Raw genomic sequence first — 25,783 nt, 5'->3', positions numbered from 1 at the left:
ATTTGAATTTCCTATTAAGGAGGTAAATCTTGGAAAGACCACCGAGAAGAAACAGGAGGGATGAACCCAGGGAGGCCCCGGAATACGAAGAAATTGTCCTTAAGGTAAAGCGTTGTTGTAAGGTTGTCAAGGGAGGTAAGCGGTTTAACTTTAGCGCACTTGTTACCGTGGGCAATAAAAAAGGACGTGTTGGCTACGGGCACGGAAAAGCCAAAGAAGTGCCTTTCGCCGTGGAAAAAGCCATCAAGGCGGCCAAAAGAAACCTGGTTGATATCCCGATTAAAGATACGACTATTCCACACCGTGTGGAAGGCAAATACGGTGCTTCAAGGGTGATTGTCCGTCCGGCCTGTAAAGGAACCGGGATTATCGCAGGTTCGGCCATGCGCGCCATTCTGGAGCTGGCTGGCGTGGAAAACGTCCTTGCCAAAGTTATGGGAAGCACCAATCCGATGAATGTGGTCAGGGCCACCGTAGTCGCATTGCAGAAATTAAAGACAAAGAAAGCAATAGAAGAATTAAGGGGTGTTAATGCCGTATGAATATTACTCAATTAAAACACAACGTAAAAATAACACGTAAACATAAGAAACGCGTCGGAAGAGGCGACCGTTCCGGCCATGGCGGCACTTCAGGCAAAGGTCATAAGGGGCAGTTGGCCCGTTCCGGCCACCAGCGCCGCCCGTATTTTGAAGGCGGACAGATGCCTTTAATCCGCAGGCTGCCGAAAAGAGGATTCACCAACGCCCGTTTCCAGGGAACTGTCGCCATTGTCAACCTCAAGGATTTAAACCGGTTTGACGCGGGAACCGAAGTAACCCCGGAATTGCTTTCTAAAACAGGACTTGTCAAAGGCAGTTACGATAAAATAAAGATTCTTGGCAAGGGAGACTTGACTAAGAAACTTATTATTCACGCGCATGCTTTTAGCCAGGGGGTTGCAGAGAAGGCCAAAAAGACAAACAGTTCTTGCCAGCTGATAAAAGCAGCCAATTAAATAGTGCCGGTGAAATATGTCCCGAATTAAAGAAATCATTGTAAACATTTTTATGATTCCGGAGCTCCGGCGCCGGATTCTTTTTACCTTCGCGCTCCTGGCGGTTTTCCGGCTTGGTTTTGCCATACCGATCCCCGGGGTTAATGTGGAAGCCCTCAAGGAATGGCTTAAAGTACTGGAAGAAAACTACAAGGCGGTATCTTTTATCGCCATCTTTTCCGGAGGCGCGCTTTCCCAGTTTTCCATCTTTACGCTGGGAATTATGCCGTATATCACCGCTTCCATCATGTTTTCGCTTCTCATTAAGGTTATCCCAAGCCTGGAAGCCCTGAGCAAGGAAGGTCCCAGTGGTTACAGGAAAATCAGCCAGTATACAAGGTTAGCCGCATTGCCTATCTGTATTTTATGGTCCACCACAACGATTGCCGTTTTGCAATCACCTCAAGTGTCTGCACGGGTTGGTCCGGTTGTTCTCAATCCCGGTTTCTGGACATTTATCCTACCGACTATATGCTCTTTAACAGCCGGGGCGATGTTCCTGATGTGGCTGGGCGAGCAGATTACGGAATACGGCATTGGAAACGGTGCTTCATTGATTATCATGGCCGGAATTATTGACCGTATGCCGAATGCAGTTGTCCAGATGATAGACGCGGTCCAGAAAGGCAATGTTACTATAGACAGGCCTTTGATTCTTTTGGCGTTATATGTCCTGGTGATTGTGGCGATTGTTTATACGACCCAGGCGCAGCGGAGGATTCCCGTCCAATACGCCAAGCACATCCGTGGACAAAAGGTCTACGGTGGCCAGAGGCATTACCTGCCTTTAAGGGTGAATCAGGCCGGAGTCATGCCGGTTATTTTCGCAGTTACTTTGATGGCCGTTCCGCAGTTGATAGCACAAGTGACCAAAAGCGAGATGTTACAGAGTATTTTCAGCCGGAGCGAATCCGGATTCTGGTACACGTCTTTATATATAATACTCATATTCTTTTTCACTTATTTCTGGACGGCACTTTATTTCAGGCCGGTTGAAATGTCAGAACACCTCAAAGAATGGGGCAGTTTTATACCGGGCATAAGGCCGGGGCGTGAAACAGCCGATTATATGGAAAAAATAATGAACAGAATAACGCTGACCGGCGCGACATTTTTGGCGCTGATAGCGGTTTTGCCTAATATCATTTCGGTGCTTCTTAACGTGGATACCTACGTGACGGGCTTTTTGGGCGGGACGGGCATATTGATTGTGGTCGGTGTTGGACTGGACCTGATGCAAAAGATAGAATCGCAGCTTTTGGTCAGGGAATATGACGGCTTTTTAGCCAAAGGAAGAGTGAGAGGACGTAGATAACTATGATAGTTGTTTTACTTGGAGCTCCCGGTTCAGGCAAGGGAACACAGGCGACAAAGCTTAAAGATGCTCTCGGCATTGCCCATATTTCAACCGGAGATATCCTGAGGGAATCCATAAAAAAGGGGACTCCAGTAGGCAAAAAAGCGAAAGAATACATGGAAGCGGGCGGTCTGGTGCCGGATTCCATCATCATCGAAATAATCGCCCAGCGTATAAAAGAACCGGATTGCAAAAAAGGATTCATCCTGGACGGATTCCCCAGGACCGTAAAGCAGGCCGAATCCCTTGACGGTATCCTGAAGGAATCCAATCTTAAAATTGATAAGGTAATCAGCATGGATGTCACCGATAGCATTGTCATCGAAAGGCTTTCCGGCAGGCGCACCTGCCGTAAATGCGGCGTTAATTTCCATATTAAGTATAACGCCCCTGCCAAGGAAAATATCTGCGATAAATGCGGCGGAGAATTATATCAGAGGAATGACGATAAAGCCGAAACCATCAAACACCGGCTGGAAGTTTACCGTAAGGATACTTACCCGCTTCTGGAATATTACAAGAAAGCGGTCATAAATATTAAAGCCGATGAAGACATAGATAAGATTACGGAACGCCTGATGGCTTTGATAAAAGGCAAATGATTAAGTATAAATCAGCCCGCGAAATCGAATTAATGCGGCAGGCCGGCTTGATAGTTGCCGGTGCAATGAAATTAGCGCGGGAAATGATTAAGCCAGAGCTTTCCACTATCGAGCTGGACGTAAAAATGATGGATTATGTGATAAAGCACGGAGGTGAAATGGCTTTTAAAGGATATCGCGGCTACCCCGCGAATATCTGTGTTTCGATAAACGAAGAACTGGTTCATGGGATACCGGATTCCCGCAGGATAAAATCCGGCGATATCATCAGCGTTGACGTGGGAGTGCGTTATAAGAATTATTATGCCGACGCGGCATTTACCATGGGGGCCGGGGAGATTTCGGAAAAGGCAAAGCGTTTGATTGAGGTAACCAAAAAAGCCCTGGATATGGCGATTGATAAAATAGTGCCGGGCAGGCATCTTTTTGAGATATCGGCAACTATCCAGAATTTCGTTGAATCCCAGGGGTATTCGGTAGTGCGTCAGTATGTCGGGCATGGAATCGGTACGGAGCTTCATGAAGACCCTCAGGTGCCCAATTACCGGATTTCTCCCGAAGAGCAGGCAGATGTAATCCTGAAGCCGGGCGTTGTCATTGCGATTGAACCGATGGTGAACGAGGGTTCTTGGGAAGTGGAAACCCTTAAGAATAAATGGACCGTCGTGACGCGTGACCGCAAACTCTGCGCTCATTTCGAGCATTCGATTGCCGTGACGGCTTCGGGGTACGATATCCTGACCAAAGAATAGGACTATGGTAAAAGAAGATTTTATTAAGACAGAGGGAATCGTAAAAGAATCTTTGCCAAATGCAATGTTTAAAGTGGAAATAAAAGGTGGCCACACGGTTTTAGCCCATGTGGCCGGCAGGTTAAGAATGAATTTTATAAAGATTATTCCGGGGGATAGGGTGACTTTGGAAATATCCCCTTATGATTTGAATAAAGCCAGAATAGTTTACAGAGGATAAAAATCATGAAAGTAAGACCGTCAGTAAAGCGTATTTGTGAAAATTGCCAGATTATCCGGCGCAAAGGCAAAATCAGAGTTATCTGTTCGAATCCGCGTCATAAACAAAGACAAGGATAAAAAGAAAAGGAGCTATCTTATATGGCACGTATCGCTGGGGTGGAAATTCCTGCAAATAAAAGAGTGGTAATCAGCTTAATGTATATTTACGGCATCGGCAAGACCCTTTCGCAAAAAGTCCTTAAGGAAGCTAATATCGATGAAAATATCAGGGTGAAAAACCTTAACGAAGACCAGCTCGGACGCATTAATAATATCATTGATAAGCATTTTGTGGTTGAAGGCGCTTTGCGGCGACAGATCGGCCAGAATATCCAGCGTTTGAAAGATATCGGCAGTTACCGCGGTTTCAGGCACCGTAAGGGATTACCCGTCCGCGGGCAGCGCACCCGGACCAATGCCCGAACCAGGAAGGGACCTCGTAAGACGGTAGCAGGCAAGAAGATGTCTCTTGCTAAAACATAAATAATCAATTGACGGAGAAAATAATAATATGAGAACACAAAAAGCGAAAGTAATCGACGGAAGCGCCGAAGAAAAGAAAAAGGGCGGTACCGGGGTGCCGGAAAAAAAGCCGGCCAAGAAGAAAATTAAGCGGGAAGTCGCCCACGGCGTGGCTCACGTTAAATCCACTTTCAATAATACGATTATCACGATTACCGATATTACCGGTGCAACGCTTTGTTCGGCTTCTGCCGGGACAATCGGCTATAAAGGCTCCAGGAAAAGCACGCCTTTTGCCGCCCAGAAAGCCGCGGCCAGCGTCGCAGATAAAGCCAAGAAATTCGGCATCAAGGAAATTGACGTCAAGGTAAAGGGTCCGGGCGCGGGGCGTGATTCGGCAATCAGGACACTCCAGGCATCAGGACTGACCATTAAATCTATAGAAGATGTGACTCCTCTTCCGCACAACGGGTGCCGCCCGCGCAAGAAGAGAAGGGTATAATCTAAACTATTTAATTCCCCCGCTCCGCTACGCTCTGCGGGACGATAGGGAGCTCCCCCCGCCGTAGGCGGGGGCGCAAGGAGTATTAGAAATGGCAAAAATAAGTGGCGCAAACTGCAGGATATGCCGTCGCGAAGGCATTAAATTATTCTTGAAAGGCAATCGGTGTGATACCGCAAAATGCGCGATGGAAAAAAATCCGCAAATACCCGGCCAGCATGGCGCGAAAAGGCCGCGTTTTACCGATTATGGAAAACACCTTAGGGAAAAACAGAAAGTGAAACGCCTTTACGGGGTTGCGGAAAAGCAATTCAAGCATTATTTTACGGAAGCCTCCAGGCAGACCGGCAATACCGGAGAGAACCTTTTGGTTATTTTGGAACGAAGGCTGGATAATACGATTTTCTTAGGGAAAATGGCTCCGTCACGTTCTGCAGCCAGGCAGTTGATATTCCATGGGCATATCCGTATAAACGGGCGACGCGCTTCGGTTCCTTCCATGAGCGTAAATGCCGGTGATATCATCACGCCGAAACCGAAGGAAAAGAGCATGAAAATAGTCAAATCGTTTATGGATACGATTAATAAAGAGCAAATTCCATCCTGGTTGAAGTTATCCGAAGAGCCGGTGCAATTGCAGGTAACGCAATTGCCCAAACGTACGGATATCCTGGCGCCTGTTAACGAACAGATGGTTGTAGAATTTTGTTCAAGATAGGAGAATAAAAAAATGATTAGAGCTCGCTGGCGTGAATTTGAATTGCCCAATCGGGTAATCTGCGATGAAAAAACCCTTTCCGCCACTTACGGCCGGTTTGTTATCGAACCGTTTGAACGCGGATTCGGCGTGACCATCGGAAACGGTTTACGGCGTATTCTTCTTTCTTCGATAGAAGGCGCCTCCGTTACCGGGATAAGAATCAAGGACGTTCCCCATGAATTCACCACCATTGAAGGCGTCTTGGAGGATGTTACCGATATCGTCCTTAACATCAAAAGGCTTGTTATCAAGCTTAACTCCGATGAGCCCAGAAAACTCGTGATAGAAGTGAAAAGCCGCAAAGGCGCGGTGACCGCGGCGGATATCAAAGCGGATTCCATGGTGGAAATAATGAACCCGGATCTCCACATCGCCACGCTGGTTGAAGAACGTGATTTTACGGCGGAGCTTAATATACGCAGGGGCAGGGGCTATGTCACCGCGGAAGAAAATGAATTAGGCGAACAGGAAATAGGCTTTGTTCCGGTTGATACCGTGTTTTCCCCTATCAGCAAGGTTAATTATAAGGTGGAAAATACCCGCGTTGGACAGGTGACCGATTACGACCGCCTGACTTTGGAAATCTGGTCGAACGGCACGATTACGCCGGAAATGGCATTGGTCCAGGCATCCAAAATATACAGGAAACATATAAACCCGCTCGTCCAGTATTGGGAAATCGGGCGCGAATTGCAGATAGACGAGAAAAAGGAAGAAGAAGAACGCAAGAAGGAAGAATACCGCGGTGAACTGAAGAAAAAGCTTGCCATGCCCGTAAGCGAGCTCGATTTATCCGTCCGGTCTTCCAAATGCCTTACCTACGGTAAAATCCAAACCATCGGCGACCTGGTCACCAAGCAGGAAATCGAACTCTTGAAAACCCGCAACTTCGGGAAGACTTCCCTTAAGGAAGTCAAAAAGAAACTGGCCGAACTGGGCTTATCGCTCGGCATGGATTTGAATACTATTTTTAACGAGAAAGGTAAATAGGAAATGAGGCACGGAGAAAAAGGCAGGAAGCTGGGGGTGACGACCAGCCACCGCCATATGATGGCGCGCCATATTGTCAGCAGTTTGTTTAAACACGAAAGAATCGTTACCACGATTGACCGGGCAAAGGAATTCCGCCACCTGGCGGAAAAGTTGATTACCCGCGGAAAAACTATGACCCTGTCCAATTACCGTTATGTTCTTTCGTATATTCAGGATAAAGCCATGGTCAAGAAGCTCTTCGCGGAGATAGGACCGCGCTTTAAAGACCGGAACGGCGGCTATACCCGGATAATGCGCCTGGGCGGAAGCCGCTGGTCAGGCGAGAAGAAAGCCGGCAAATGGGCTTCGCGCAGGTTAGGCGATGACGGCGAACGCGCCATCTTAGAGCTCGTTGTCAGACCGGAAGCCGAAAAGGAAAAAGGCAAGAAGGAAAAGAAAAAGGTAGCCTCTACCAGCAAATAGCGCTTCTACTAAAGTAAATAGATTCAAGCGTCCCCTGATTCCGCTTCTGCGGGAGAAAGGGGATATTCATAAATAAATATGGACTGCGTCTTCTGTAAAATCATAAAGGGCGAGATCCCCTCCTCAAAATTATACGAAGACGAAAACGCCTTGGCTATTCTTGATATCAATCCGGTTGCCGCGGGGCACACGCTCGTTATTTCCAAAGGACACTACCCGGAGTTTCTCGATGCTCCGCCTGAAGCCATGGCGGAATTCATGAAAACCGCTCATAAAGTCATCGGCGCGGTGGCCAAAGGAACCGGGGCGGAAGGCTATAATCTGCTTATTAATAATAACCGGTGCGCCGGGCAGGTAATCCCGCATCTCCATATTCACGTCATCCCACGCAAAAAGGGGGACGGATTGCGCTTTGAATGGATTCCCCGCCCTTATCCCGAAGGCGGGATGGAAAAGATTGCCAAAGCCATTAAGGCTTATTTTTCTTAGTATAGCAAATCATAAAAGGATGTTCAAAAACCCGGGCACCGTCATTCCCGTGTAAACGCGAATCCAGAAGATTACAAGTAGCCTGGATTCCTGCCTGCCCGTCCGGTCAGGCGGGCTTTCGCCCCATTCTGCCGAAGGTCCCTATTATCGGTTGCCCCTACGTCAGCATAATCGGGCGTCCTCGCCAGAGGGGTGTCCCCGAATCCCGTCCCTTTTTGCGGGACGGGAGGAGCGGGGCAGGAATGACCCAGAGAAGCGGACATTAGTTATATGAGTATCAATAGTATAGGGGCATATAAACAACAGGATTAAACTGATTAATTAATCTGATAAATCAGCTAAATCCGGTTGTTAAATTTCTTGACAATTCATAATTAAAATATAGATTATAGGTAGTCAATCGTTCAATAAAAGGAGGCGGTTTATGAAAATTAAAATAATATTCGGTATCATCTGCCTGATGTTTACACTAAATGCCGTTGGTTGCATCGGATACGATACTAACTGGAACCCTTCCTGGACGAATAAATACGATCATGAAAAGCGCCACTTAAGGGCATTGTGGCAGGATATGTCGGATATCCATCGGTTTATAGACCGGTATCTGATGAACTTTGACGAAAACGACCCGTCAAGGTATTAGTTCGCTTTCAGCCTCTTCATCACCAATCGCCTGATATGTTCGGAAGATAATTCTATCCGTAAGTTTTGTTTTACCCATTCGGACATCTTTTTAAAGCTCCAGCGGGCTTCCCATTGCTTGGATTTGCCTTTGCTGTGAATGAAGGACTATCCGCTTAAACTTATCAGTTCGTCAAGCTGTCCGGGAGCCGGTTTCTTTTCCCTTTTCCGGGCAGACAGGCTTTTTATCCCGTATCTTTCGTATTTCATATAATCACAAACCAGACCTTCTAATAAAGCGGGAGTTCCCCGCCTGTGAAGGCGGGGGTGAAAGCCGTTTCCAGCAACAAAGTTGCTGGACAAGCGAAGCTTGAAACCGTAAGAACCACGCCTGTAAAGGCGTGGGAATCTATTTTCACAATCCAGAATCAAGAGGAATTGTTTGTTACAAAGAATAATGCCTATTACTAATAGAGAAGCTTTACTAATATTTAACCTAATCTTAACAATTCCTTAACACGCATTTTTTATACTAATGGCAATGAAAGAAACAAAGAGATTAATGAAAAAGACGGATGAGAAAGGATTAAGATAATTATGGACGGCATTTCATTTGGTTTGATTGTGGTTTTACTACTGGTGCTTTGGGGAGAGCTTGTCAACGGCTGGACGGACGCGCCTAACGCCATGGCAACGGTCGTTTCCACCCGCGTGCTTTCTCCCATGCAGGCGATGGCGATGACCGTGGTGTTTAACCTGTTGGGCGTCCTTTTGGCCGGCACGGCCGTGGCGGCGACCATCGGCAAGGGAATCGTCGATCCTTCAATCATTGACCTCACCACCATCGGCGCGGCGATGCTGGGCATAATAGTCTTTTCCACGGGCGCCTGGTTTTTCGGACTGCCGACCAGCGAATCACACGCCCTGATAGCCGGACTGACCGGCGCCGGGCTTGCCAAAGCGGGAGTTTCGGTCCTGGTCTGGGCGGGCTGGAAAAAGGTTTTGCTGGGGCTGGTCTTTTCCACTTTCCTCGGATTCGGAGTGGGATTTATTATCATGTTTTTAATCTACCGCCTGTTCGCGCGCATCGAGCGCTCCAAAGGTATCAAGATATTCGGCAAGGCACAGATACTTTCCTCCGCCTTCATGGCCTTCAGCCATGGGACAAACGATGGGCAGAAATTCATCGGCGTATTCGCGCTTGCGCTGGCTTTAAGCGGGGTTATCCCGATGGAAACCTTCCTTTCCAAATCTTTCAGCGTTCCTTTCTGGATTATCCTGATATGCGCCCTGATGATGGCGCTGGGCACGGCTTTCGGCGGATGGAAGATAATGAAGACAATGGGATTCAAGATGACCAAGCTCGAACCGGTGCACGGCTTTTCGGCCGAGACAGGCGCCGCGATTACTATCGAAGTCGCTTCCCGCTTAGGCATACCGCTTTCCACGACCCATACGATTAACACGGCGATAATGGGCGTCGGCGCGACCAAGCGCTTGAGCGCCGTTCGCTGGGGCGTTTCCGGGCAGATGGTTATGGCCTGGATACTCACTTTCCCTGTCTGTGCCTTAATCGCTTACTTAACCACCAAGCTCGTAATGCTCTTCTCCTAATCACGTTCGATAGAAGCCTGCTTTCCTTAACATAAACTTAACCGCACTTTTATATTTCCTTAACCTCCTTATTTTATAATTGCAACCAGAAAGGAGGTGATAAAGATTGGAAGAAACAAAAAGGGAACCTGCCCGACTGTCCGCCCGGACGATCCATTCGGACGGGGTCATCCGGTCAGGCGGGAATGCGGCCTGTGTAGGAAAGAATCTTAATGAAATACTAAGGAGGAAAGAAAGTATGGCAAACAAATACCTGGGTTTATTAATGGTTGGATTACTGTTAGCAACGGCGCTTGGCGTCTCCGCGCAGGATGAATTTAAGCCCACCGTGGATTTTAAGGGTTCGCGCATCGCGATAGGTTATCTGGATTCCGAAGAAAACGGAAGCTACAAGGACGGCTCGTTCCAAGCGCCTGACTGCAAACTCCGGTTTAACTGGACGATGCAGGAAAATATGGTCATTGTGACCAGGCTCAGCCTGAGCAATATCGCCGTCGGCGCGCCGGATTACTTTTACATCCAGTATAAAAACCTTTTCAGCGAATTCGCGCCTTCTCTTAAAGACAGCGCCTTTAATCCGGCTATTAAGATAGGCCGCGTTAAGGTGGATATCGGTGAAGAGACTTTCTCGGACAATCCCGTTGAAAGCGTGGTCATTAACAACTCCGCTGGATTAGTTGCCGGCTATGATGAGGGATTAGAACTTTCTCAAAGTCTGCACAAAGAAAACCTCGGCGTGCCGATTAAATGGTCGCTGAGCTTCTTTAACGGGAATACGGGCTCCGGTGCGGATGACCAGCAGGGAAAGGCGTTATGCTTCAAGCTGGGCGCCAATCCGATACCGGAACTTTACGTTTCGGGCAGTTATTACGATTCCGGTGAAATCACCGCGGTGGACGCCGAGGTGAAATACGCCGGACTCGGGTCACGGCCGACCAATGCAACCCATTGGAGCCGGACTATCACGGAAATCGACCTGCGCTACGATTTCCAGCCGGGCAAGGAAAACCGCTTAAGCCCCGGCGCGCCGGCTTTTTCCGACAGCAAAGCCCATGTCAGGGTAGCTTACGGTCAGTTCGAGGATGACGGCAGCGACAAAGCCGCCCCGATTGTCCAGATAACCGACCGTGAAGGCACCTATTATTTCGTGGACGGCCTTTATAACGCCACCGCGAAAGTATACGTTGCCGCGCGTTACAGCATGATAGCGTTTGATAAAGACACTATCTTTGCCTCGCTTAACGGCGTTAACGCCACCGAATATAAGCGGATATCCGCGGGAGTCGGATACCGTTTATCCGGCAACACCCACCTTAAGGCGGAATTTACGACCAATACGGAGGAAATTCCTACCGGTGCGGTTAAGCAGGAAAACGACCAGTATTCTATGTTATTTACATCTAAGTTTTAGATGGAAAAGGCGGATGGTCCCGATTTAATATCGGGATTATCCCCGGTAATTATAAATATGTATATAAACGGGAACATCCATAAAGGGGAAGATAAAAGAAAGCTCCCACTCCGTCCCCCGACGTTACGTCGGGAGACTGCGGGGACGCCCGATTTATCAGGAGTCCTGGTAGGGAGCGTCTTCGTCTTTCCTACGCTGGGAAGGCTCATTCCGGCCGCCGGAACTCACCCCCCGGCGCCGGAAGGCCTTCTTCAGCCGCAATTATAGGAGGATAGATATGAATATATTAAGCGGGATATTTTTAGGGTTAGGAGGGTTATTATGCGTAATCCTTTTCTTTTGGAAGGTATTTCCAAAACCGTCCCCGAACGCGGAGTTCATAATGGGATTGGTGGAAAAATGCCTGGATTAACGCAGATGGCCGAAAACAATACCGTTGCCGCGGGCAGGCCTGCCTGCCGAAGCCTGTCTGCCCCGATGGACCTGTCTGCCGTAGCACAGGCAGGCATCGGGACACAGGCAAGCACCGACGCAGGCAGGAAAGAGGAAACGATAAGGCCGTATATAAACAAGGCGGTCTTGACGCTTTCCCCTTACCAGACTATTTATGACGCCTGCTGCCTGATGCGCCGGAACCACATCGGTTGCGTGGTTGTCACCAACCGGGATAAGCCCGTGGGCATCGTTTCCGAAAGCACGATAGTCAAGCAGGTCGCCAGCGGGCGCAGCCTCCACACCGAACTGGGCAAGGTCATGAGCAAGCATATTATTTTCTCAAGCCCGGATAAGCCCATCTCCGCGGCGCTTGAATTGATGCACCGCCACCACATCAGAAGGCTGCCGGTAATGGAAAACGGCGTCTTGAGCGGCATCGTTACCCAGACGGATTTATTGGAAGCCTCCTGCAGATTGATTAACAACCTGAAAAGCCGGCATACGCGCCTTTCGGAAATCGCCGGCAAGGATGAATTGACCGGCCTTTATAACCGGCGCTATTTCAAGGAGGTATTTGAGGATGAACTGGCGCGCACCAGGAGATACGGCGGATTGCTATCTTTGGTATTACTGGATATAGACCACTTTAAGCAAATCAACGATTGTTACGGGCACAGCGCCGGGGATAAGATACTGCAGGAAATGGCTTCCATTATTAAAGGCAATGCCAGGGGTGTTGATACATCGGTGCGCTATGGCGGCGAGGAATTCGCGGTCTTGTTGCCCGGTGTGGGGACGCGGGCGGCGCATCTCTTTGCCGAGCGGTTAAGGGCGATTATTGAAGGGCATGAATTTAATATCGGAAGCGAACATATCAAGCTGACCATTTCCGGCGGGGTCTGCAAATGGACGAGCGAACTGGACAGCATGCCGTCCATGATAAACGAAGCGGACAAATACCTTTACCAGGCAAAAGAAAGCGGGCGGAATAAAATCCTGGTCGCGCAGTGAGAAAAAGGCAACCGCCCCTGACGGTTGCGAAGCGTCCCGACCGCAAGCGTCGGGAGAGAGATGAATAAAGGGCGAAAGCCCCAATCGAGAGAGATTGGGGCATCACCTGTCCATTACACTTGCGATACCTGGAGCGAAAGCTTGAGTAACGCGCCCTGCTTGACAAAGTCAAGGTGAGACGCGCCGCCGGGAGTAAACGATTCCAATCCTAACGCCGGGTCAATAAAACCCTGTATCAGCGTATTGGTAGTCGTGTTTTCCTCGGTGATTATCGGCATCGAGAGTTGGGAATTGAAAATCACCATGCCTGCCTGAACCAGCCTGTTCATCAGCGCTGCTTTCAGAGCCTGGACGAGTTCAATCCTGCAAACCCGATACGGACCACCGATTATCCCGGTATCCTGGGGGCGCACCATACCTGCGGCCATCGGCTCGCCTGTGAGCCAATAAGTCGCAATGGTCGCCGCCCCTTGTCCGCGCACCTTATCTCCGGTCAGCCTTAAGACGCCCTTGCCGACGGTCTCTGTCCAGAATTTCTTGGCAAAAGAAACTATGTCCTTGAACCGCTTGGCGGTGACGCCGTCAACCGACTCGAACATCCGGTTGAGCTTCTCGTTCCACTGGTTATACGACTGCTGAAGGTTTGCGTCATGCGCGTTCTTCATCTTGTCGTAGGTCTTGCCACTTTTGGAACGATAGGTAGAGCTGATTACGTTTGCCCATGCCTGATTAGAGGCTTCCACAACCTTGTTCTGGAAAGCCGCTTCATCGGGTATCTTGGCATTGCGGCGGTCATTAATGAGCGTCGCAACGGTCTGCAAAACGTCATTCCACTTCTGTTCCATATCCGGAGAAGGTGGCACGTTCGCTGGTATCCATAGATCCACTTTTGATACGATTCCCATGTTATTCACCTCCCTTCTAAGCCCCGAACCCATCGCGGTGCGGGGTCTTTTGGTTAGGCTGACAAGCCGGTCTCCCTGATTAGTGTGTACATCACCAATCACCGGCTCATCGGCAGTTAAGAAATAAGTTTCAGGTTGCAAGTTATAAGTTTCATCTTCTAACTCGAAACTCGTAACCTGTAACTTGTAACTTTCAAGGAAAACGTAGATTTCCGAGATTGGGACGACACCTGCCATTGTGGTAATAAGCTGGTCTCCGTAAAGCCGAACCCAAACGGCTATACCGATTAACTCATGCGTGCCCGCATCATAGACGGGACCTCCTGAGTTGCCTGGTAATACAGGTGCGGTAATCTCCACAGCAAAGGCGCTAATGGAACTGATAATGCCGGAGGATGGCCTGGGATTTAAGCCTAATGAACATCCGACAACATACACCGGGGTAAACAGATAATATGTATAATCGCTTGGAGCCAACCGTGCCGTTTTGTCATTGCGAGCGTTAGCGAAGCAATCTCGTATTTTAAGAAGCGCAAGATCCTTATTTGTATCAGTCATCACCACAAAGGCACTAAGTTCACAAAGAGGAGCGTAAACAGTAACGGTAACTGTTGAATAATTCCCGACTACATGAGCCGCTGTTAAGATGTATAGTTCATTTGTTGAATTGTTCAATTGTTCATTAGCTAATGAGCCGGTGGACTGATGAACCAATGAACCTGGAATGATTACGCCAGTTCCTCTGCCTGATAATGCCGTAATCATGACAACAGGTTTGAGCATTTCATCATATTCCCGTTGATAAGGATTGTTAGCCTTATCCATAGGCCTGATGATAATCACATCCGGCGGCATCTCCATTGGCTTGGTCGCCCGCGCCGTTAAGCCTATTAACGCAATTCCTAGAACTAACAGGATGAGCAACCTAATAACTTGAAACTTATAACTTATAACTTGGTTTCTCATACATTCACCTCTTTCCTTTCTCTGGCTCTCCAGTAATCCAGCATCTCTTCCCTGAATTCCGGAGACCACAGTTCCGTATTAAACCCAGCCTTTTCCAGAAATACCCGTTCATAACTGGAAAGTAAGCCACCAGAGCTTGACCTCAAAGCCGGGCCTCTTGACCGGTTCCTTTGCGGAAAATTGCCCAGATAGCAATACCGGCAATAGCCCAGGGTTCGGGCGGTTTGGGAAACCAGGCTGTTACCGTTCGGTAACGGTTTATGGCATTCCTTGCAATTGGTTCTTGGTTCATCCGTTATTTGTTCATTCCTTTTCATATCTTTATCCTCCTTGAAGGGGTCTCAGGGGTTTTCTTCCCCTCTCCCTCCATAAGTACATGCAGGAGTGGGGCGAATGTCACAGGAAATCTTTGGAAAATGGTGAAAATAGTTACGATTTATATTGGCGGAAATGGATAAAAGGAAAACAAACACTAAAAGGGATTTCACTTGACTATCACCGGAAACAAGATATAATTGGTGGCATTAATAAGGTGTTTTAGAATTACTTGGATATCAACTATATGACGACTAAACTTAAAGCCAAGTCTAAACGACCATTAAAAATTAAGGAAGAACTCGCCTTATATACTCCGAATTTCTCATTAAAACAGCCTGATACGATACAAGAAATTAATAATCTTGATTCTAACCTATCGCAGCATTTTCACAGTAAGTTTTTATCTCAATCGGTTTTAACACGTCAACATGTCAGTTTTCAGGCTAATAAAACAAGACCAGCTTATCGTTGGTATAAATTCAAAGAGGCTTTCTCCGCTTCTTTAGTGGAATACCTGCTATCAAAATATCATATCTCCGGTAAAATACTTGACCCGTTTGCCGGAAGCGGCACGGCTTTGTTCGCCGCGAGCCAATCAGGATTAGATGCCGATGGAATCGAATTGCTTCCCTTTTGTCACCGGATTATTTCCGCAAAACGGTATTTAGGGAACGGGCTAACCTCTAAAGACATAGCCATTCTTAAACGCTGGAGCGACGAGAAACCATGGGCAAAGTCGGCTAAAACCATTCCTTTGAATAAAATAAAAATTACGGACGGGGCATATTCTCCAAATACGCTTAATGCCATTGAACAATATTTGGCGTCGATATCTAAGGAAGAGCCAAAAATACAAATTATCCTGCAATTCGCGTTATTATGCGTCCTGGAATCAATTAGTTATACCCGTAAAGACGGACAATGTCTTCGTTGGGATATACGGTCTGGTCGCCAGCTGGGAGGCAAAGCATTTAATAAGGGAAATATTCCAACTTTTACCCAGGCAACGTCCTCTAAAATCAATGAGATTATCAATGATATCTATGAAAGGAACCTAAGCCTTTCTTTCGACAAAAAGCCTCTGCAGGGGAATATTAATCACTTTAAAGGCTCCTGTTTAAACGTCCTGCCCGAACTCCCCAAGAATACATACAACGCGATTATTACCTCTCCTCCATATTGCAACCGGTATGATTATACCAGAACATACGCATTGGAATTAGCCATGCTCGGGACGACCGAAGATGAGATACGGGATTTAAGGCAACAAATGCTTAGTTGCACGGTCGAGAACCGCGCCAAAGACCTCTTGCACATCAATCCAAAATGGGCTCAGGCGATGGAAATAACTGACCGGCAGGAATTATTGCAATCTATACTCAAGTATTTAGATGACCAGAAAAATATGGGGGTCCTCAATAATTCGGGGATACCGCGGATGATTCGCGGTTACTTCTACGAAATGGCTTGTGTTATCAGCGAGTGCTTACGCGTATTAAAACCAAACGGCTTAATGTTTATGGTCAACGACAATGTGCGCTATGCCGGTGTAAGCATATCGGTGGATACGATATTATCCAAAATCGCCGAGGAATTAGGGTTTAGGATTGAAAACATTTTGGTATTACCCAATGGCAAAGGGAACAGCAGTCAGCAAATGGGCAAACACGGACGTGTTTCCTTGCGAAAGTGCATATATGTATGGAGGAAAGCCTAATGCCGTTAAGCAAACCGTATTTGAAACATTTATCAGGCAGTCAAAAGTTGATTACGACTTATGAAGCCACCCGGGCCGGTTTTGTCTCTCTGGCATTGGAAAGAAATCGGCGCGCCACTCCTTTTATTGAACAAGCCCGCTCCTTGAAATCATTTGCCTCTTCCGCTGAAACTCCAAAAGACCTGCTTAATATCAGGGAAATCCGTTCCGCATTATTATGCGCGGCCGGGGTGTCGGATAAAGCGAGCGGTCATTTGGAGGAAAACGATAAAACCGAGGCAATAAAAGGGTTAGTGAAGAATTTCCTTGAACCTGCCGGGGCAAATTTTGTGGAAGAACTGGTTTACAGGTTTCTATTGACCAAAGGTGATACCTTGGGCGGCAGTATGCGTAATGTGGGAGGCGTTCTCGGACAGAGGAAATTCGCCCGCGCCATCATTTCTGCCCTTTCAATCACCAAAACCACATATTACTGGCTGAATTCCAAGAGCAAGACCTGGGTTAAAGCAAACGATGATGACGCGGATATAGAATTGTTCTTGAGAGGAATTAGCTGGAAACGAAAAGGAGCGAAAAGAACCGCCCTTTTCAACCTGACTCCGCCCGTAGTTAAAAATAATATAGATTTTTGCCTGTTAAATTGTGATTATGGGAAAGTTCCCGTCGCCTACAAAAAGCCCGGCATGTATATTTCCTGCGGGGAATTAAAAGGCGGGATTGACCCGGCCGGCGCAGATGAACACTGGAAAACCGCCAATACCGCATTGTCACGGATTAGGAAATCGTTTTCCAAAATAAATCCTCGTCTATACACATTCTTTATCGGAGCGGCTATTGAAAAGAAAATGTCTACGGAAATTTGGGAACAGTTAAAAGACGGGATATTAACAAATGCCGCAAATTTAACTAATCAGGTCCAGGTTAATTCATTATGTAATTGGTTGGTCAAGCTATAAAAATAATTATTAAAAGGATAATATCGTGAACATTCAATGCCCAAAATGTGGCAGACAAAATGAAATTCCTGACAATTGCAAGGCATCTTCTTATGCTTGTTACAATTGCAGGAAACCTCTTGGTTCACCTAAAAGCGGAGAAAATTCAGCAGCTGTAGGACTTATCGGAGGGGCTCTTCTTGGCGCATCAATTGGGGGGCCAATCGGCGCAATAGTCGGAGGAATTTTTGGAGCAATACTTGGAAGCGAAGCTAAAGGATTAGATAAATAATGGATACAACGGCGTTAGGGATTATGGCAGGGATTGGTGGCGTATTTGTCTTTGTAATAATCCAGCTATTTCGACAACGAACATGGAATATTATCAATACTGTTCTCGTTTTTCTGGCATATTTTTCGATTCCTGCCGGTGTGGACCTTCTAATGGCAGCATTTTGGGGTGACGAGAAAAAACTTCCCGAATTATGGAGACAATATATTGTTGTAGCAAGCATAGTTGTAATCGGGGTTTCTATTCAATTTGTTATACAAACCCTAAAGTCGGCGTGGACTAAATTACCCGCGTCTGAAGAAGATATACAAACCGGAAACTAAGCCCTATTGTTATAAGAAAGGTGCTTTATGGAATTATCAGAATTTACATTAAGAATTATCCTGCTCTTCATGCCGGGTATAATATCATTATTTATAATTGACAAACTAGTGCCACACAAAGAATTTAAAAGTTATCAGTTATTTTCTCTTTCTTTATTATTAGGCTTCATTTGTTATTTGCTATACTATCCCATCGTAAAGCTTGTAACTCTAACAGGCATCGAGCTTAAATTTAAATTTATAGAGTCTCTTTTAAATAAGACAATTCCTTTAGATTTAACTGAAATCTTTATAGTAGCAATCCTTTCGATTTTCGTGGGCTTTATATTTACATATTCAATTACTTATAAAATATTATATCGCTTTGCTCATTTTATAAAAGCATCCAATAAAATGGGTGAAGCTGACGTCTGGAGTAATCTTATGAACCAACCCGAAATTGGATGGGTAGTAATTAGAGATGTAAAAAACGACCTTATGTATGAAGGTTGGGTTTTAGCATATTCAGATAGCACAGACAAAAACGATGAAATTTGCTTATCGGATGTCAAAGTATATAAAAACTCTACCGCTCAAGAAATGTATAATATCAATGTTTTATACTTGCCCATAAATAAAGAGGATATGCGGCTTGAAATTACTAAAATGGAGGTGAATTAAAATGACAGAAGACAAAAAGAAAGATGAAACAATTAAATTCGGGTTACTTAAAGAAGGGATGATAAAAAAAGGGGGCGTAAATACCCGACCTCAAACTCCAAGGCCAGAACCACCAAAAGCTCAAGCACCAAAGGAAAACACCAAAAAAGATTCTCTTGGTTAATCAGATACCGATAAGACCAAAGATAGCCCGGACAAGAAACCCGACTCCGGTTCGGATAATACGGAAAACCCCTTCGATGGAACTCAGGACAAGTCCAAGGATAAATAGTTTTTCTTTGTGCCTTTGTGGTGAAAAAATATGGGTACTCAATCCGACGAAACGCTTGCCCTTTCCTACGGTGACGGGAACGATTCTGCGATGGATATCCTCGTCGGCCGCTATTACAAGCCCGTCTGGGGCGTCCTCATTAATAACAGTAACTACAAGGATAAATCCTTTATTGACGACCTTATCCAAATCACTTTCTTTACCATCTGCAAGCTTCTAAAAAACGATAAATTTGGGCCAAGATATCCTGGCCTGCCTGCCGAAGCACCGGCGCAGGCAGGCTCATTCAAAAACTGGATATTCGATATCGCCAAGAAAATCGCCTTTACGGAAAACCGCCGTTATGGACATGCGGAACACGGGCTTGATAAGGAATACCTGGAAACCTTTACCGAAGACCCGATGGCGCGGATACCCGAACCAAGCAGTGATAATCCGCAAAAAGAAATGATGATTAAGCTGATGAATCAGGCGATAAATAAGCTCGAATCCTTAGACCGGAAACTGTTTTTATTAAAGCAAAATAATTCCTATGCCGCTATACTTGAATACGATGAGTTCAGGTTTAATGAGAAGGGCGAGCCAAATAAATCTGGACAATTAAGGATGCGATATTGTAGAATATTAAAATCAATAAGGAGCGAGATTTTATGGAACCTAAAAAAGCTAAACAAGGATTGAACCCGGAACCCGCCTCGCCGTTAGGCGGATGCGAGCAATACAGCCTGGATATCGTTGACCTCGCCACAGGCGAAAGCGCTTTTGTCGGCAAGGAAAGGCGGGAAGAAGTCCTGCGCCATTTGGTTGACTGCGCCCCATGCCGCCAGGCGTTTAAGGATTACGAGAATATTTACGCGACATCCGTAACCGAGGAATACAGCAAGACCCCGGAATTCCAGAAGAAAAAGGAAGACCTGGTTGCCCTCCTGAAAAAAGGCTCTTTCGCCGCCAAAAAGCCGTCGCCATTCGTTGTAAAAATAGTTAAACACGCCGATATGATTTACAGCTACCTGCCGGAAAACGGCAAGCCCATGCCTTTGCCGGAACTGGAAACCAAGTCCAAACTGCCTTCGGATGACCTGCATGACGCAATCGGCTGGCTTGTCTGCAAAGAATGGATTAACATCACGGAGAATGAACAGGTTCATAGGGTGTAAATATATTTACCACGGAGGACACAGAGAACACGGATGAAAGATTTTATAAACTCATTAAAATTAATCGAAATATTAGCTATTTGGGGAGCTGCGTTATCAACAATATTAGCTGTTTTTAAGATATTTGAATATCGTAGGGATAAAGCAAGCATAAAAGTTAGTGTTAAACAGGTGTATGAATCAAGTCCTACCAACTCAATTACAAGGAAAAACATGATAAGGATTTTGGTGGTTAATAAAGGCCGTAGACCGGTAACACTTAAAGAAGCGGGGTTGCGACAGCCTAAAAATTTAGGCGGAAATGATCTAGTTGAAACACAGAATTTAAGTAAAGAAGTTGAATTAACCGAGGGAAAATCTAAAGACTTTTATATGGATGAAGACCAGCTGAAAGAAAAAGAAAAATTATCTTCTGATAAATATGTCGCTTTTGTCAGGGATGCAACCGGTAAATATTACTGGTCACATAATTGGCTAAGCAGATGGCGTAAACTCGGCAGAATAAAATAAATTAGATTATTCTGCCCCTACAAGAGGCTTTGCACTGTAATCTGTGGCTTTGGTTGTTTTTGACATTTTTCAAAATTCCCCCACCTATATTTTTTCGCGCATCTGAGGTGGATTTTTCGCACAGCTGAGATGTTTTTTTGGCACATGAGAGGCGAGTTTTTGGCACATCTAAGGCATTTTTTTGGCACATCAGAGGCAAATTTTAAGCACGTCCAAGGCATTTTTTAAACACGTGAGAGGTAAATTTTTCGCACGACTGAGGCCTTTTTTTGGCACGCCAGAGGTAAATTTTTCGCACGTCTGAGGCATTTTTTTGGCACGTGAGAGGCAATTTTTTGGCACGTATACGGCGTTTTTTTGGCACGTGAGAGGTGGATTTTTAGAACAGTGTCGGAATCTACCCCCCTCCCCCTAGGTGCACCTTGAAACCCGCTTATATTGAGTTTGAGCGAAATTTTTATCTAATTTCAATTTTTCCTGTGACATTTGCCCCACTCCTGCATGTACTTATGGAGGGAGGGTGAAGATATGGAAGACGAAAAGGTAATATCAAGGATTAAGGCGAAGGTGGATATACCATCAGAGCCGCCCGCGGAGTATCTGGAAAAATGGAAACAATCTATGCTAAATGCCGGAACGAAGATGGGGGAAAATATCAAGAATTCCATTTCCGGCTTAGGAGACTACGCCCAAAAGATGGCGAATCATAATATCAAGGACAAGATTGAGTTCTTTAATCCGAATTACCGCACCAGGAGCGGCCGGACATACGAGAGTATTATTAATAGCATGATTAGCAATATGCCCGCTGGCTATAACAAATATAAAGGCAAGATTGAGCAGGCTTTTGAAAAAGTGGATGGGGAAGAAAACAAAAGATTTAATGAATCCATAGAAAGCCAGTCATACCAATCCGCCTTAAAGATAGCGCGGACAAGCCTGCCTTTTACCGGGTATGGCAATAAGATTAGGGGAATAGCGCCGTTTGCGGCGCGGTGGCTCTCCGGAAACCCGGAGGCCCTAAAGCTTACCAAGCCCGGTGATTACGGAATAGAAGGCGGGCCGGTATTAATCACACAACCTGAGCGGGCAGGCGAATTCAGGCAAAGGCTGATAAACCGCATCAGGCAGGCTGGAGCGAGGATAGTTAAATACGGCTTTGCCCCGTTCATCATTGCGGACGAAAACGCCTTAACTAATCAATTAGTAAGCGAATACCTTCTGGACGGCTTGGCGGCCAGGGTGGATTTTGTGTTAGAAAATACCTTGCTCTATCTGGACATCCAGGTTTTCAAATCTTAAATTCTGGGCTTACACAACTTTAACCTCTCCTTTATATTTCCTTAACAGCCTTAGTTTATAATTATATTTAAGAAAGGAGGTAATATTTTACGCGCGACACGGTTATTAAGGAGGCGCCATCCCGAATCCCGTCCGGGGAGGCTTAACCTGATATTCATGCCTTCTTAATACAATCTTAACACAAGAATGTTAAGATTCACCACAGAGACACAGAGAACGCAGAGATTGTTTTATAAGAAAACCAAAGATATAGGAGGATGAAGAACATGAGAAACCTAATATGGTTAATAGTGATAGGGTGCAGCGTGCTTATGGGTTGCGGCAGGGAAGCATCACCTTCCAGCAACACCCCAGCCGGCAACTCGGAATTAACCGGAAGCCTCCAGATTAAAGGCTCGGACACCATGGTCAATCTCGGCCAGGCATGGGCAGAGGCGTTCATGAAAAAGCATTCTAAAACAAGCGTGGCGGTAACCGGCGGCGGCTCGGGCACAGGCATTGCCGCTTTAATCAACGGCACCTGCGATATTTCCCAGTGCTCGCGCGCCATGAAGGATAAAGAAAAGCAACAGGCAAAGGATAAAGGGAAAAACCCGGCAGAGTTTGTCGTCGGGCTTGACGGGCTGGCCGTGGTCGTCCATCCTTCTAACCCAATTGCTCAATTAACCACAGACCAGTTGAGGGATATCTTTATGGGAACAATCACCAACTGGAAAGATGTCGGCGGGAATGGCCAGTCCATTACCATACTCTCCCGCGAGGTTAATTCCGGGACGCACGTGTATTTTAAGGAGCATGTTTTGAGAAAAGGCAACGAGAAAGGGCCGGAGGAGTTTGCACCGAACGCCCTTTTGATGTCCTCTTCCCAGGCGATTGCGGATGAAGTATCGCAGAACCAATCCGCCATAGGCTATTACGGATTAGGCTATGTCAGCAATAAACAAAAGGCGCTGGGGGTTTCCCAAAAAGGCGGGCCTTTTGTCAAGCCCAGCATGGAAACGGTCAAGAATAATTCTTACCCGATTTCCCGCCCGCTTTTCATGTATACGGCAGGCGAACCGCAAGGACTGGCTAAGGCATTCCTGGACTTTGTGCGTTCAGCCGAAGGGCAGGAAATCGTGAAGAAGCTGGATTTTGTTCCCATAAACTGAAGAGGGTTTTATGAAGGCAGGCATTTTCAGGCAGGCAAAAGAATTCGTTATTGAAAAATCCATCCTGATTAGCGGGCTGTTAATCGTTCTTTTCGTCTGCCTGATATTTGTTTTCCTTATCAAGGAATCAAGCCAGTTGTTTAAAACAACCGGCTTAGGCGAGTTTATTACCGGCAAGTTCTGGTATCCGATTTCCGACCCGGCGCGGTTCGGAATCCTGCCCCTCATAATGGGTTCTTTCCTGGTAACCATCGGCGCGATGGTTATTTCCGTTCCTTTGGGAATCGCCTGCGCCATTTATATCGGAGAGGTGGCGCCCGCCGCGGTGCGCGAGATATTGAAACCGCTGGTGGAATTACTCGCCTCGATTCCATCGGTCGTCCTCGGATTTATCGGGATAGTGACGCTGGTGCCTATGGTGAAAAGCGTATTTCACCTTAATACCGGCTTAACGGCTTTAACCGGCTCGATTATGCTCGCCTTTATGGCGATGCCAACCATCGTCTCCATTACGGAAGACGCCTTAAACGCCGTGCCCAAATCATATAAAGAGGCATCGCTGGCGCTGGGGGCGACCAAATGGCAGACGATTATAAAGGTATGCGTGCCGGCGGCGTTATCCGGGATTGTTGCCGCGGTCATGCTCGGATTCGGCCGGGTGATAGGCGAGACCATGGCGGTCATGATGGTTACCGGAAACGCCGCGGTCATGAGCTTTAACTTCCTGAAACCGGTCCGGACGATGACCGCGACAATCGCCGCGGAAATGGGCGAGACCGTGCACCAGAGCGACCATTATTTCGCCCTTTTTGCCATCGGCGCTATTTTATTCATTATAACTTTTATGATTAACCTTACCGGCGATTTCTTTATAAGGCGGATTAAGAAATGAGAAAGTTAATAAGCCCGAAAGTTTCCCAGCGCATCGCCTTCGGCGTCTTGTTGTTAGCCACGCTGGTCGTGGTCGTGCCGGTCGTGTTGATTGTCGCGATGATTGTTATTAAAGGCCTGCCGGCAATCAACTGGACATTCCTGACGGATATGCCGCGCGACGGGATGAAAGCGGGCGGGATATTCCCGGCAATCGTCGGGACGCTCTATTTGGTAACCGGGGCGGTTATTATCGCCCTGCCTATCGGCATCATGTCCGCGATTTATCTTACGGAATACGCCCGGCAGAACCTTTTAACCAGGCTTATCCAGCTGGCAATCGTAAACCTTGCCGGGGTTCCATCCATTGTTTACGGGCTTTTCGGGCTGGGGCTTTTTGTTATCATGCTGAAATTAGGCGCCTCGATATTGGCCGGCGCGTTAACCTTATCCATAATGATATTGCCCGTGATTATCGCTTCAACGCAGGAGGCGTTGACGGCTGTGCCGCAGGGGTTCCGCGAGGCATCGCTGGCATTAGGGGCGACCAAATGGCAGACCATCCGGCGGTGCGTGCTTCCTTACGCCCTGCCCGGCATTCTTACCGGGACAATCTTAGGCATCGGCCGGGCGGCCGGGGAGACCGCGCCGATTCTTTTTACCGCGGCGGCGTTTTACCTGCCGAACCTGCCCGAATCAGTTTTTGACCAGGTGATGGCTTTGCCTTATCATCTGTACGTTATCTCCACGCAGGTTCCGGGATTGAGCATCAGCCTGCAATACGGCACGGCATTGGTATTAATCCTTTTGGTGTTAGGAATGAGTTTATTAGCCATTATCATCAGATGGCGCTTCAGGAGAAACAAGAAATGGTAATCGAAAATCCCAAGATAGAAGTAATCGGCCTTAATGTTTATTACGGCAAGGTCAGGGCGCTGAATGATATCAATATCAAAATAGCAGCCAATAAAGTGACCGCGTTAATCGGCCCTTCGGGGTGCGGCAAAAGCACTTTCTTAAGGACCTTTAACCGGATGAACGATTTGATTAAAGGATGCGGCTGTAACGGACGAATCATTATAGACGGAAAAGATATGTGTAATTGCGACATAGATGTAACGGAACTGCGCCGCAAAATCGGCATGGTCTTCCAGAAATCAAATCCGTTCCCCAAGACTATTTTCGAGAATGTCGCCTACGGGTTAAGGATTAACGGGATGGCCAAATCGCACAAGGAGTTATCCGAAAGGGTCGAGCAAAGCCTGCGCGATGCCGCGTTATGGGATGAGGTCAAAGACGTCCTCCATAAAAACGCCTTTGATTTATCCGGCGGCCAGCAGCAGAGGCTGTGCATTGCCCGCGCGCTGGCAATCAAGCCGGAAATAATACTCATGGACGAGCCGGCATCCGCCTTAGACCCCATTTCCACTGCCAAGATAGAAGAACTTATTTATCAGTTGAAAAAGGAGTATACAATCGTTATCGTAACGCATAACATGCAGCAGGCGGCAAGGATTTCCGATTATACGGGATTCTTTTTGCTGGGCGAGCTGGTGGAATTTGACGAAACCAACCAAATATTCACCAAGCCGAAAGATAAGCGGACGGAAGATTATATTACAGGGAGGTTCGGATAAT

Annotated in this window: 33 protein-coding genes; 31 read left to right on the top strand and 2 right to left on the bottom strand. The window is 46.9% G+C overall.

Translation table 11 applies throughout. From position 1 onward, the window contains the following. The first annotated feature begins 29 nt into the window (after nt 1–29). The 17 genes from rpsE (at nt 30) to HY811_01135 (ending at nt 12,768) form a co-directional block, all read left to right on the top strand. A complete protein-coding gene (gene rpsE, locus HY811_01215) occupies nt 30–542 on the top strand; it encodes a 30S ribosomal protein S5 (GenBank protein ID MBI4833426.1) in 513 nt (170 codons plus the stop codon). Further along, the gene (gene rplO / locus HY811_01210; protein ID MBI4833425.1) at nt 539–997 is read left to right on the top strand and encodes a 50S ribosomal protein L15; all 459 of its coding nucleotides are present in this window, start codon (nt 539–541) and stop codon (nt 995–997) included. Before rpsE ends, rplO begins: the two co-directional genes overlap by 4 nt. Nucleotides 998–1,013: 16 nt before the next feature. Next, complete coding sequence (gene secY / locus HY811_01205; GenBank protein ID MBI4833424.1) at nt 1,014–2,351, top strand: preprotein translocase subunit SecY; 1,338 nt, start codon at nt 1,014–1,016, stop codon at nt 2,349–2,351. Nucleotides 2,352–2,353: 2 nt separating this feature from the next. After that, entirely contained in the window at nt 2,354–2,995 is a 642-nt protein-coding gene (locus HY811_01200; protein ID MBI4833423.1) for an adenylate kinase, read from the top strand. Further along, nucleotides 2,992–3,747 carry a type I methionyl aminopeptidase gene (gene map, locus HY811_01195; protein MBI4833422.1) on the top strand — a complete coding sequence of 252 codons (756 nt, stop codon included), beginning with the start codon at nt 2,992–2,994 and terminating at the stop codon, nt 3,745–3,747. The genes HY811_01200 and map overlap by 4 nt, the downstream gene beginning before the upstream one ends. Before the next feature lie 4 nt (nt 3,748–3,751). Further along, a complete protein-coding gene (gene infA, locus HY811_01190; protein MBI4833421.1) occupies nt 3,752–3,967 on the top strand; it encodes a translation initiation factor IF-1 in 216 nt (71 codons plus the stop codon). A gap of 5 nt (nt 3,968–3,972) precedes the next feature. After that, a complete protein-coding gene (rpmJ, locus tag HY811_01185; GenBank protein MBI4833420.1) occupies nt 3,973–4,086 on the top strand; it encodes a 50S ribosomal protein L36 in 114 nt (37 codons plus the stop codon). 21 nt (nt 4,087–4,107) lie between these two features. Further along, on the top strand, nt 4,108–4,491 hold the full coding sequence (gene rpsM / locus HY811_01180; GenBank protein ID MBI4833419.1) for a 30S ribosomal protein S13: 384 nt from the start codon (nt 4,108–4,110) through the stop codon (nt 4,489–4,491). Between the two features lie 28 nt (nt 4,492–4,519). Then, nucleotides 4,520–4,972, top strand: a complete 453-nt coding sequence (gene rpsK / locus HY811_01175; protein MBI4833418.1) for a 30S ribosomal protein S11 — start codon at nt 4,520–4,522, stop codon at nt 4,970–4,972. 91 nt (nt 4,973–5,063) lie between these two features. Continuing rightward, nucleotides 5,064–5,690: a 30S ribosomal protein S4 gene (rpsD, locus tag HY811_01170; protein MBI4833417.1), complete on the top strand. Its 627-nt coding sequence runs from the start codon at nt 5,064–5,066 to the stop codon at nt 5,688–5,690. A 12-nt stretch (nt 5,691–5,702) separates the two neighbouring features. After that, nucleotides 5,703–6,722 (top strand): DNA-directed RNA polymerase subunit alpha, encoded by a 1,020-nt coding sequence (locus HY811_01165; GenBank protein MBI4833416.1) that lies wholly within the window; start codon nt 5,703–5,705, stop codon nt 6,720–6,722. Between the two features lie 3 nt (nt 6,723–6,725). Beyond that, nucleotides 6,726–7,187: a 50S ribosomal protein L17 gene (gene rplQ / locus HY811_01160; protein ID MBI4833415.1), complete on the top strand. Its 462-nt coding sequence runs from the start codon at nt 6,726–6,728 to the stop codon at nt 7,185–7,187. 78 nt (nt 7,188–7,265) lie between these two features. Then, nucleotides 7,266–7,676, top strand: a complete 411-nt coding sequence (locus tag HY811_01155; GenBank protein MBI4833414.1) for an HIT family protein — start codon at nt 7,266–7,268, stop codon at nt 7,674–7,676. Nucleotides 7,677–8,100: 424 nt separating this feature from the next. Next, on the top strand, nt 8,101–8,319 hold the full coding sequence (locus HY811_01150; protein ID MBI4833413.1) for a hypothetical protein: 219 nt from the start codon (nt 8,101–8,103) through the stop codon (nt 8,317–8,319). A 575-nt stretch (nt 8,320–8,894) separates the two neighbouring features. Beyond that, nucleotides 8,895–9,911, top strand: a complete 1,017-nt coding sequence (locus HY811_01145; protein ID MBI4833412.1) for an inorganic phosphate transporter — start codon at nt 8,895–8,897, stop codon at nt 9,909–9,911. Nucleotides 9,912–10,017: 106 nt separating this feature from the next. After that, complete coding sequence (locus HY811_01140) at nt 10,018–11,322, top strand: hypothetical protein (GenBank protein ID MBI4833411.1); 1,305 nt, start codon at nt 10,018–10,020, stop codon at nt 11,320–11,322. A gap of 321 nt (nt 11,323–11,643) precedes the next feature. Then, nucleotides 11,644–12,768: a GGDEF domain-containing protein gene (locus tag HY811_01135; GenBank protein ID MBI4833410.1), complete on the top strand. Its 1,125-nt coding sequence runs from the start codon at nt 11,644–11,646 to the stop codon at nt 12,766–12,768. Nucleotides 12,769–12,881: 113 nt separating this feature from the next. Here HY811_01135 and HY811_01130 read toward each other — a convergent pair whose 3' ends face one another. Then, nucleotides 12,882–14,639 carry a trypsin-like peptidase domain-containing protein gene (locus HY811_01130; GenBank protein MBI4833409.1) on the bottom strand — a complete coding sequence of 586 codons (1,758 nt, stop codon included), beginning with the start codon at nt 14,637–14,639 and terminating at the stop codon, nt 12,882–12,884. Then, nucleotides 14,636–14,956, bottom strand: coding sequence for a hypothetical protein (locus tag HY811_01125; GenBank protein ID MBI4833408.1), 321 nt, complete (start codon nt 14,954–14,956; stop codon nt 14,636–14,638). The genes HY811_01130 and HY811_01125 overlap by 4 nt, the downstream gene beginning before the upstream one ends. A gap of 287 nt (nt 14,957–15,243) precedes the next feature. On the opposite strand from HY811_01125, the gene HY811_01120 reads away from it, so the two are divergent. The 14 genes from HY811_01120 to HY811_01055 all read left to right on the top strand — a co-directional run bounded on the left by HY811_01120 (nt 15,244) and on the right by HY811_01055 (nt 25,782). Continuing rightward, nucleotides 15,244–16,674 carry a site-specific DNA-methyltransferase gene (locus tag HY811_01120; GenBank protein MBI4833407.1) on the top strand — a complete coding sequence of 477 codons (1,431 nt, stop codon included), beginning with the start codon at nt 15,244–15,246 and terminating at the stop codon, nt 16,672–16,674. Further along, a complete protein-coding gene (locus tag HY811_01115) occupies nt 16,674–17,630 on the top strand; it encodes a restriction endonuclease (GenBank protein MBI4833406.1) in 957 nt (318 codons plus the stop codon). The genes HY811_01120 and HY811_01115 overlap by 1 nt, the downstream gene beginning before the upstream one ends. Before the next feature lie 25 nt (nt 17,631–17,655). After that, complete coding sequence (locus tag HY811_01110) at nt 17,656–17,901, top strand: hypothetical protein (protein MBI4833405.1); 246 nt, start codon at nt 17,656–17,658, stop codon at nt 17,899–17,901. Then, complete coding sequence (locus HY811_01105) at nt 17,901–18,224, top strand: hypothetical protein (protein ID MBI4833404.1); 324 nt, start codon at nt 17,901–17,903, stop codon at nt 18,222–18,224. Before HY811_01110 ends, HY811_01105 begins: the two co-directional genes overlap by 1 nt. 27 nt (nt 18,225–18,251) lie before the next feature. Then, nucleotides 18,252–18,884: a hypothetical protein gene (locus HY811_01100; protein ID MBI4833403.1), complete on the top strand. Its 633-nt coding sequence runs from the start codon at nt 18,252–18,254 to the stop codon at nt 18,882–18,884. A 1-nt stretch (nt 18,885) separates the two neighbouring features. Beyond that, nucleotides 18,886–19,047, top strand: coding sequence for a hypothetical protein (locus HY811_01095; protein MBI4833402.1), 162 nt, complete (start codon nt 18,886–18,888; stop codon nt 19,045–19,047). 138 nt (nt 19,048–19,185) lie between these two features. Next, nucleotides 19,186–19,836, top strand: coding sequence for a hypothetical protein (locus tag HY811_01090; protein ID MBI4833401.1), 651 nt, complete (start codon nt 19,186–19,188; stop codon nt 19,834–19,836). Next, nucleotides 19,806–20,312, top strand: a complete 507-nt coding sequence (locus HY811_01085; protein MBI4833400.1) for a hypothetical protein — start codon at nt 19,806–19,808, stop codon at nt 20,310–20,312. Before HY811_01090 ends, HY811_01085 begins: the two co-directional genes overlap by 31 nt. A 33-nt stretch (nt 20,313–20,345) precedes the next feature. Next, nucleotides 20,346–20,822 carry a hypothetical protein gene (locus tag HY811_01080; GenBank protein MBI4833399.1) on the top strand — a complete coding sequence of 159 codons (477 nt, stop codon included), beginning with the start codon at nt 20,346–20,348 and terminating at the stop codon, nt 20,820–20,822. Nucleotides 20,823–21,350: 528 nt separating this feature from the next. Next, nucleotides 21,351–22,124, top strand: coding sequence for a hypothetical protein (locus HY811_01075; protein ID MBI4833398.1), 774 nt, complete (start codon nt 21,351–21,353; stop codon nt 22,122–22,124). Nucleotides 22,125–22,381: 257 nt separating this feature from the next. Continuing rightward, on the top strand, nt 22,382–23,275 hold the full coding sequence (locus HY811_01070; protein ID MBI4833397.1) for a phosphate ABC transporter substrate-binding protein: 894 nt from the start codon (nt 22,382–22,384) through the stop codon (nt 23,273–23,275). Between the two features lie 10 nt (nt 23,276–23,285). Then, nucleotides 23,286–24,167, top strand: a complete 882-nt coding sequence (gene pstC / locus HY811_01065; GenBank protein MBI4833396.1) for a phosphate ABC transporter permease subunit PstC — start codon at nt 23,286–23,288, stop codon at nt 24,165–24,167. Beyond that, a complete protein-coding gene (gene pstA / locus HY811_01060; GenBank protein ID MBI4833395.1) occupies nt 24,164–25,021 on the top strand; it encodes a phosphate ABC transporter permease PstA in 858 nt (285 codons plus the stop codon). The genes pstC and pstA overlap by 4 nt, the downstream gene beginning before the upstream one ends. Beyond that, nucleotides 24,991–25,782, top strand: a complete 792-nt coding sequence (locus HY811_01055) for a phosphate ABC transporter ATP-binding protein (protein ID MBI4833394.1) — start codon at nt 24,991–24,993, stop codon at nt 25,780–25,782. The genes pstA and HY811_01055 overlap by 31 nt, the downstream gene beginning before the upstream one ends. Nucleotide 25,783: the final 1 nt, after the last annotated feature.

The organism is Planctomycetota bacterium, from assembly GCA_016207825.1.
In the GTDB taxonomy this organism is placed as follows: Bacteria; Planctomycetota; MHYJ01; order JACQXL01; family JACQZI01; genus JACQZI01.
Note: the sequence above shows the minus strand (reverse complement) of the source record. Positions and strands in the feature narration are given on the sequence as shown.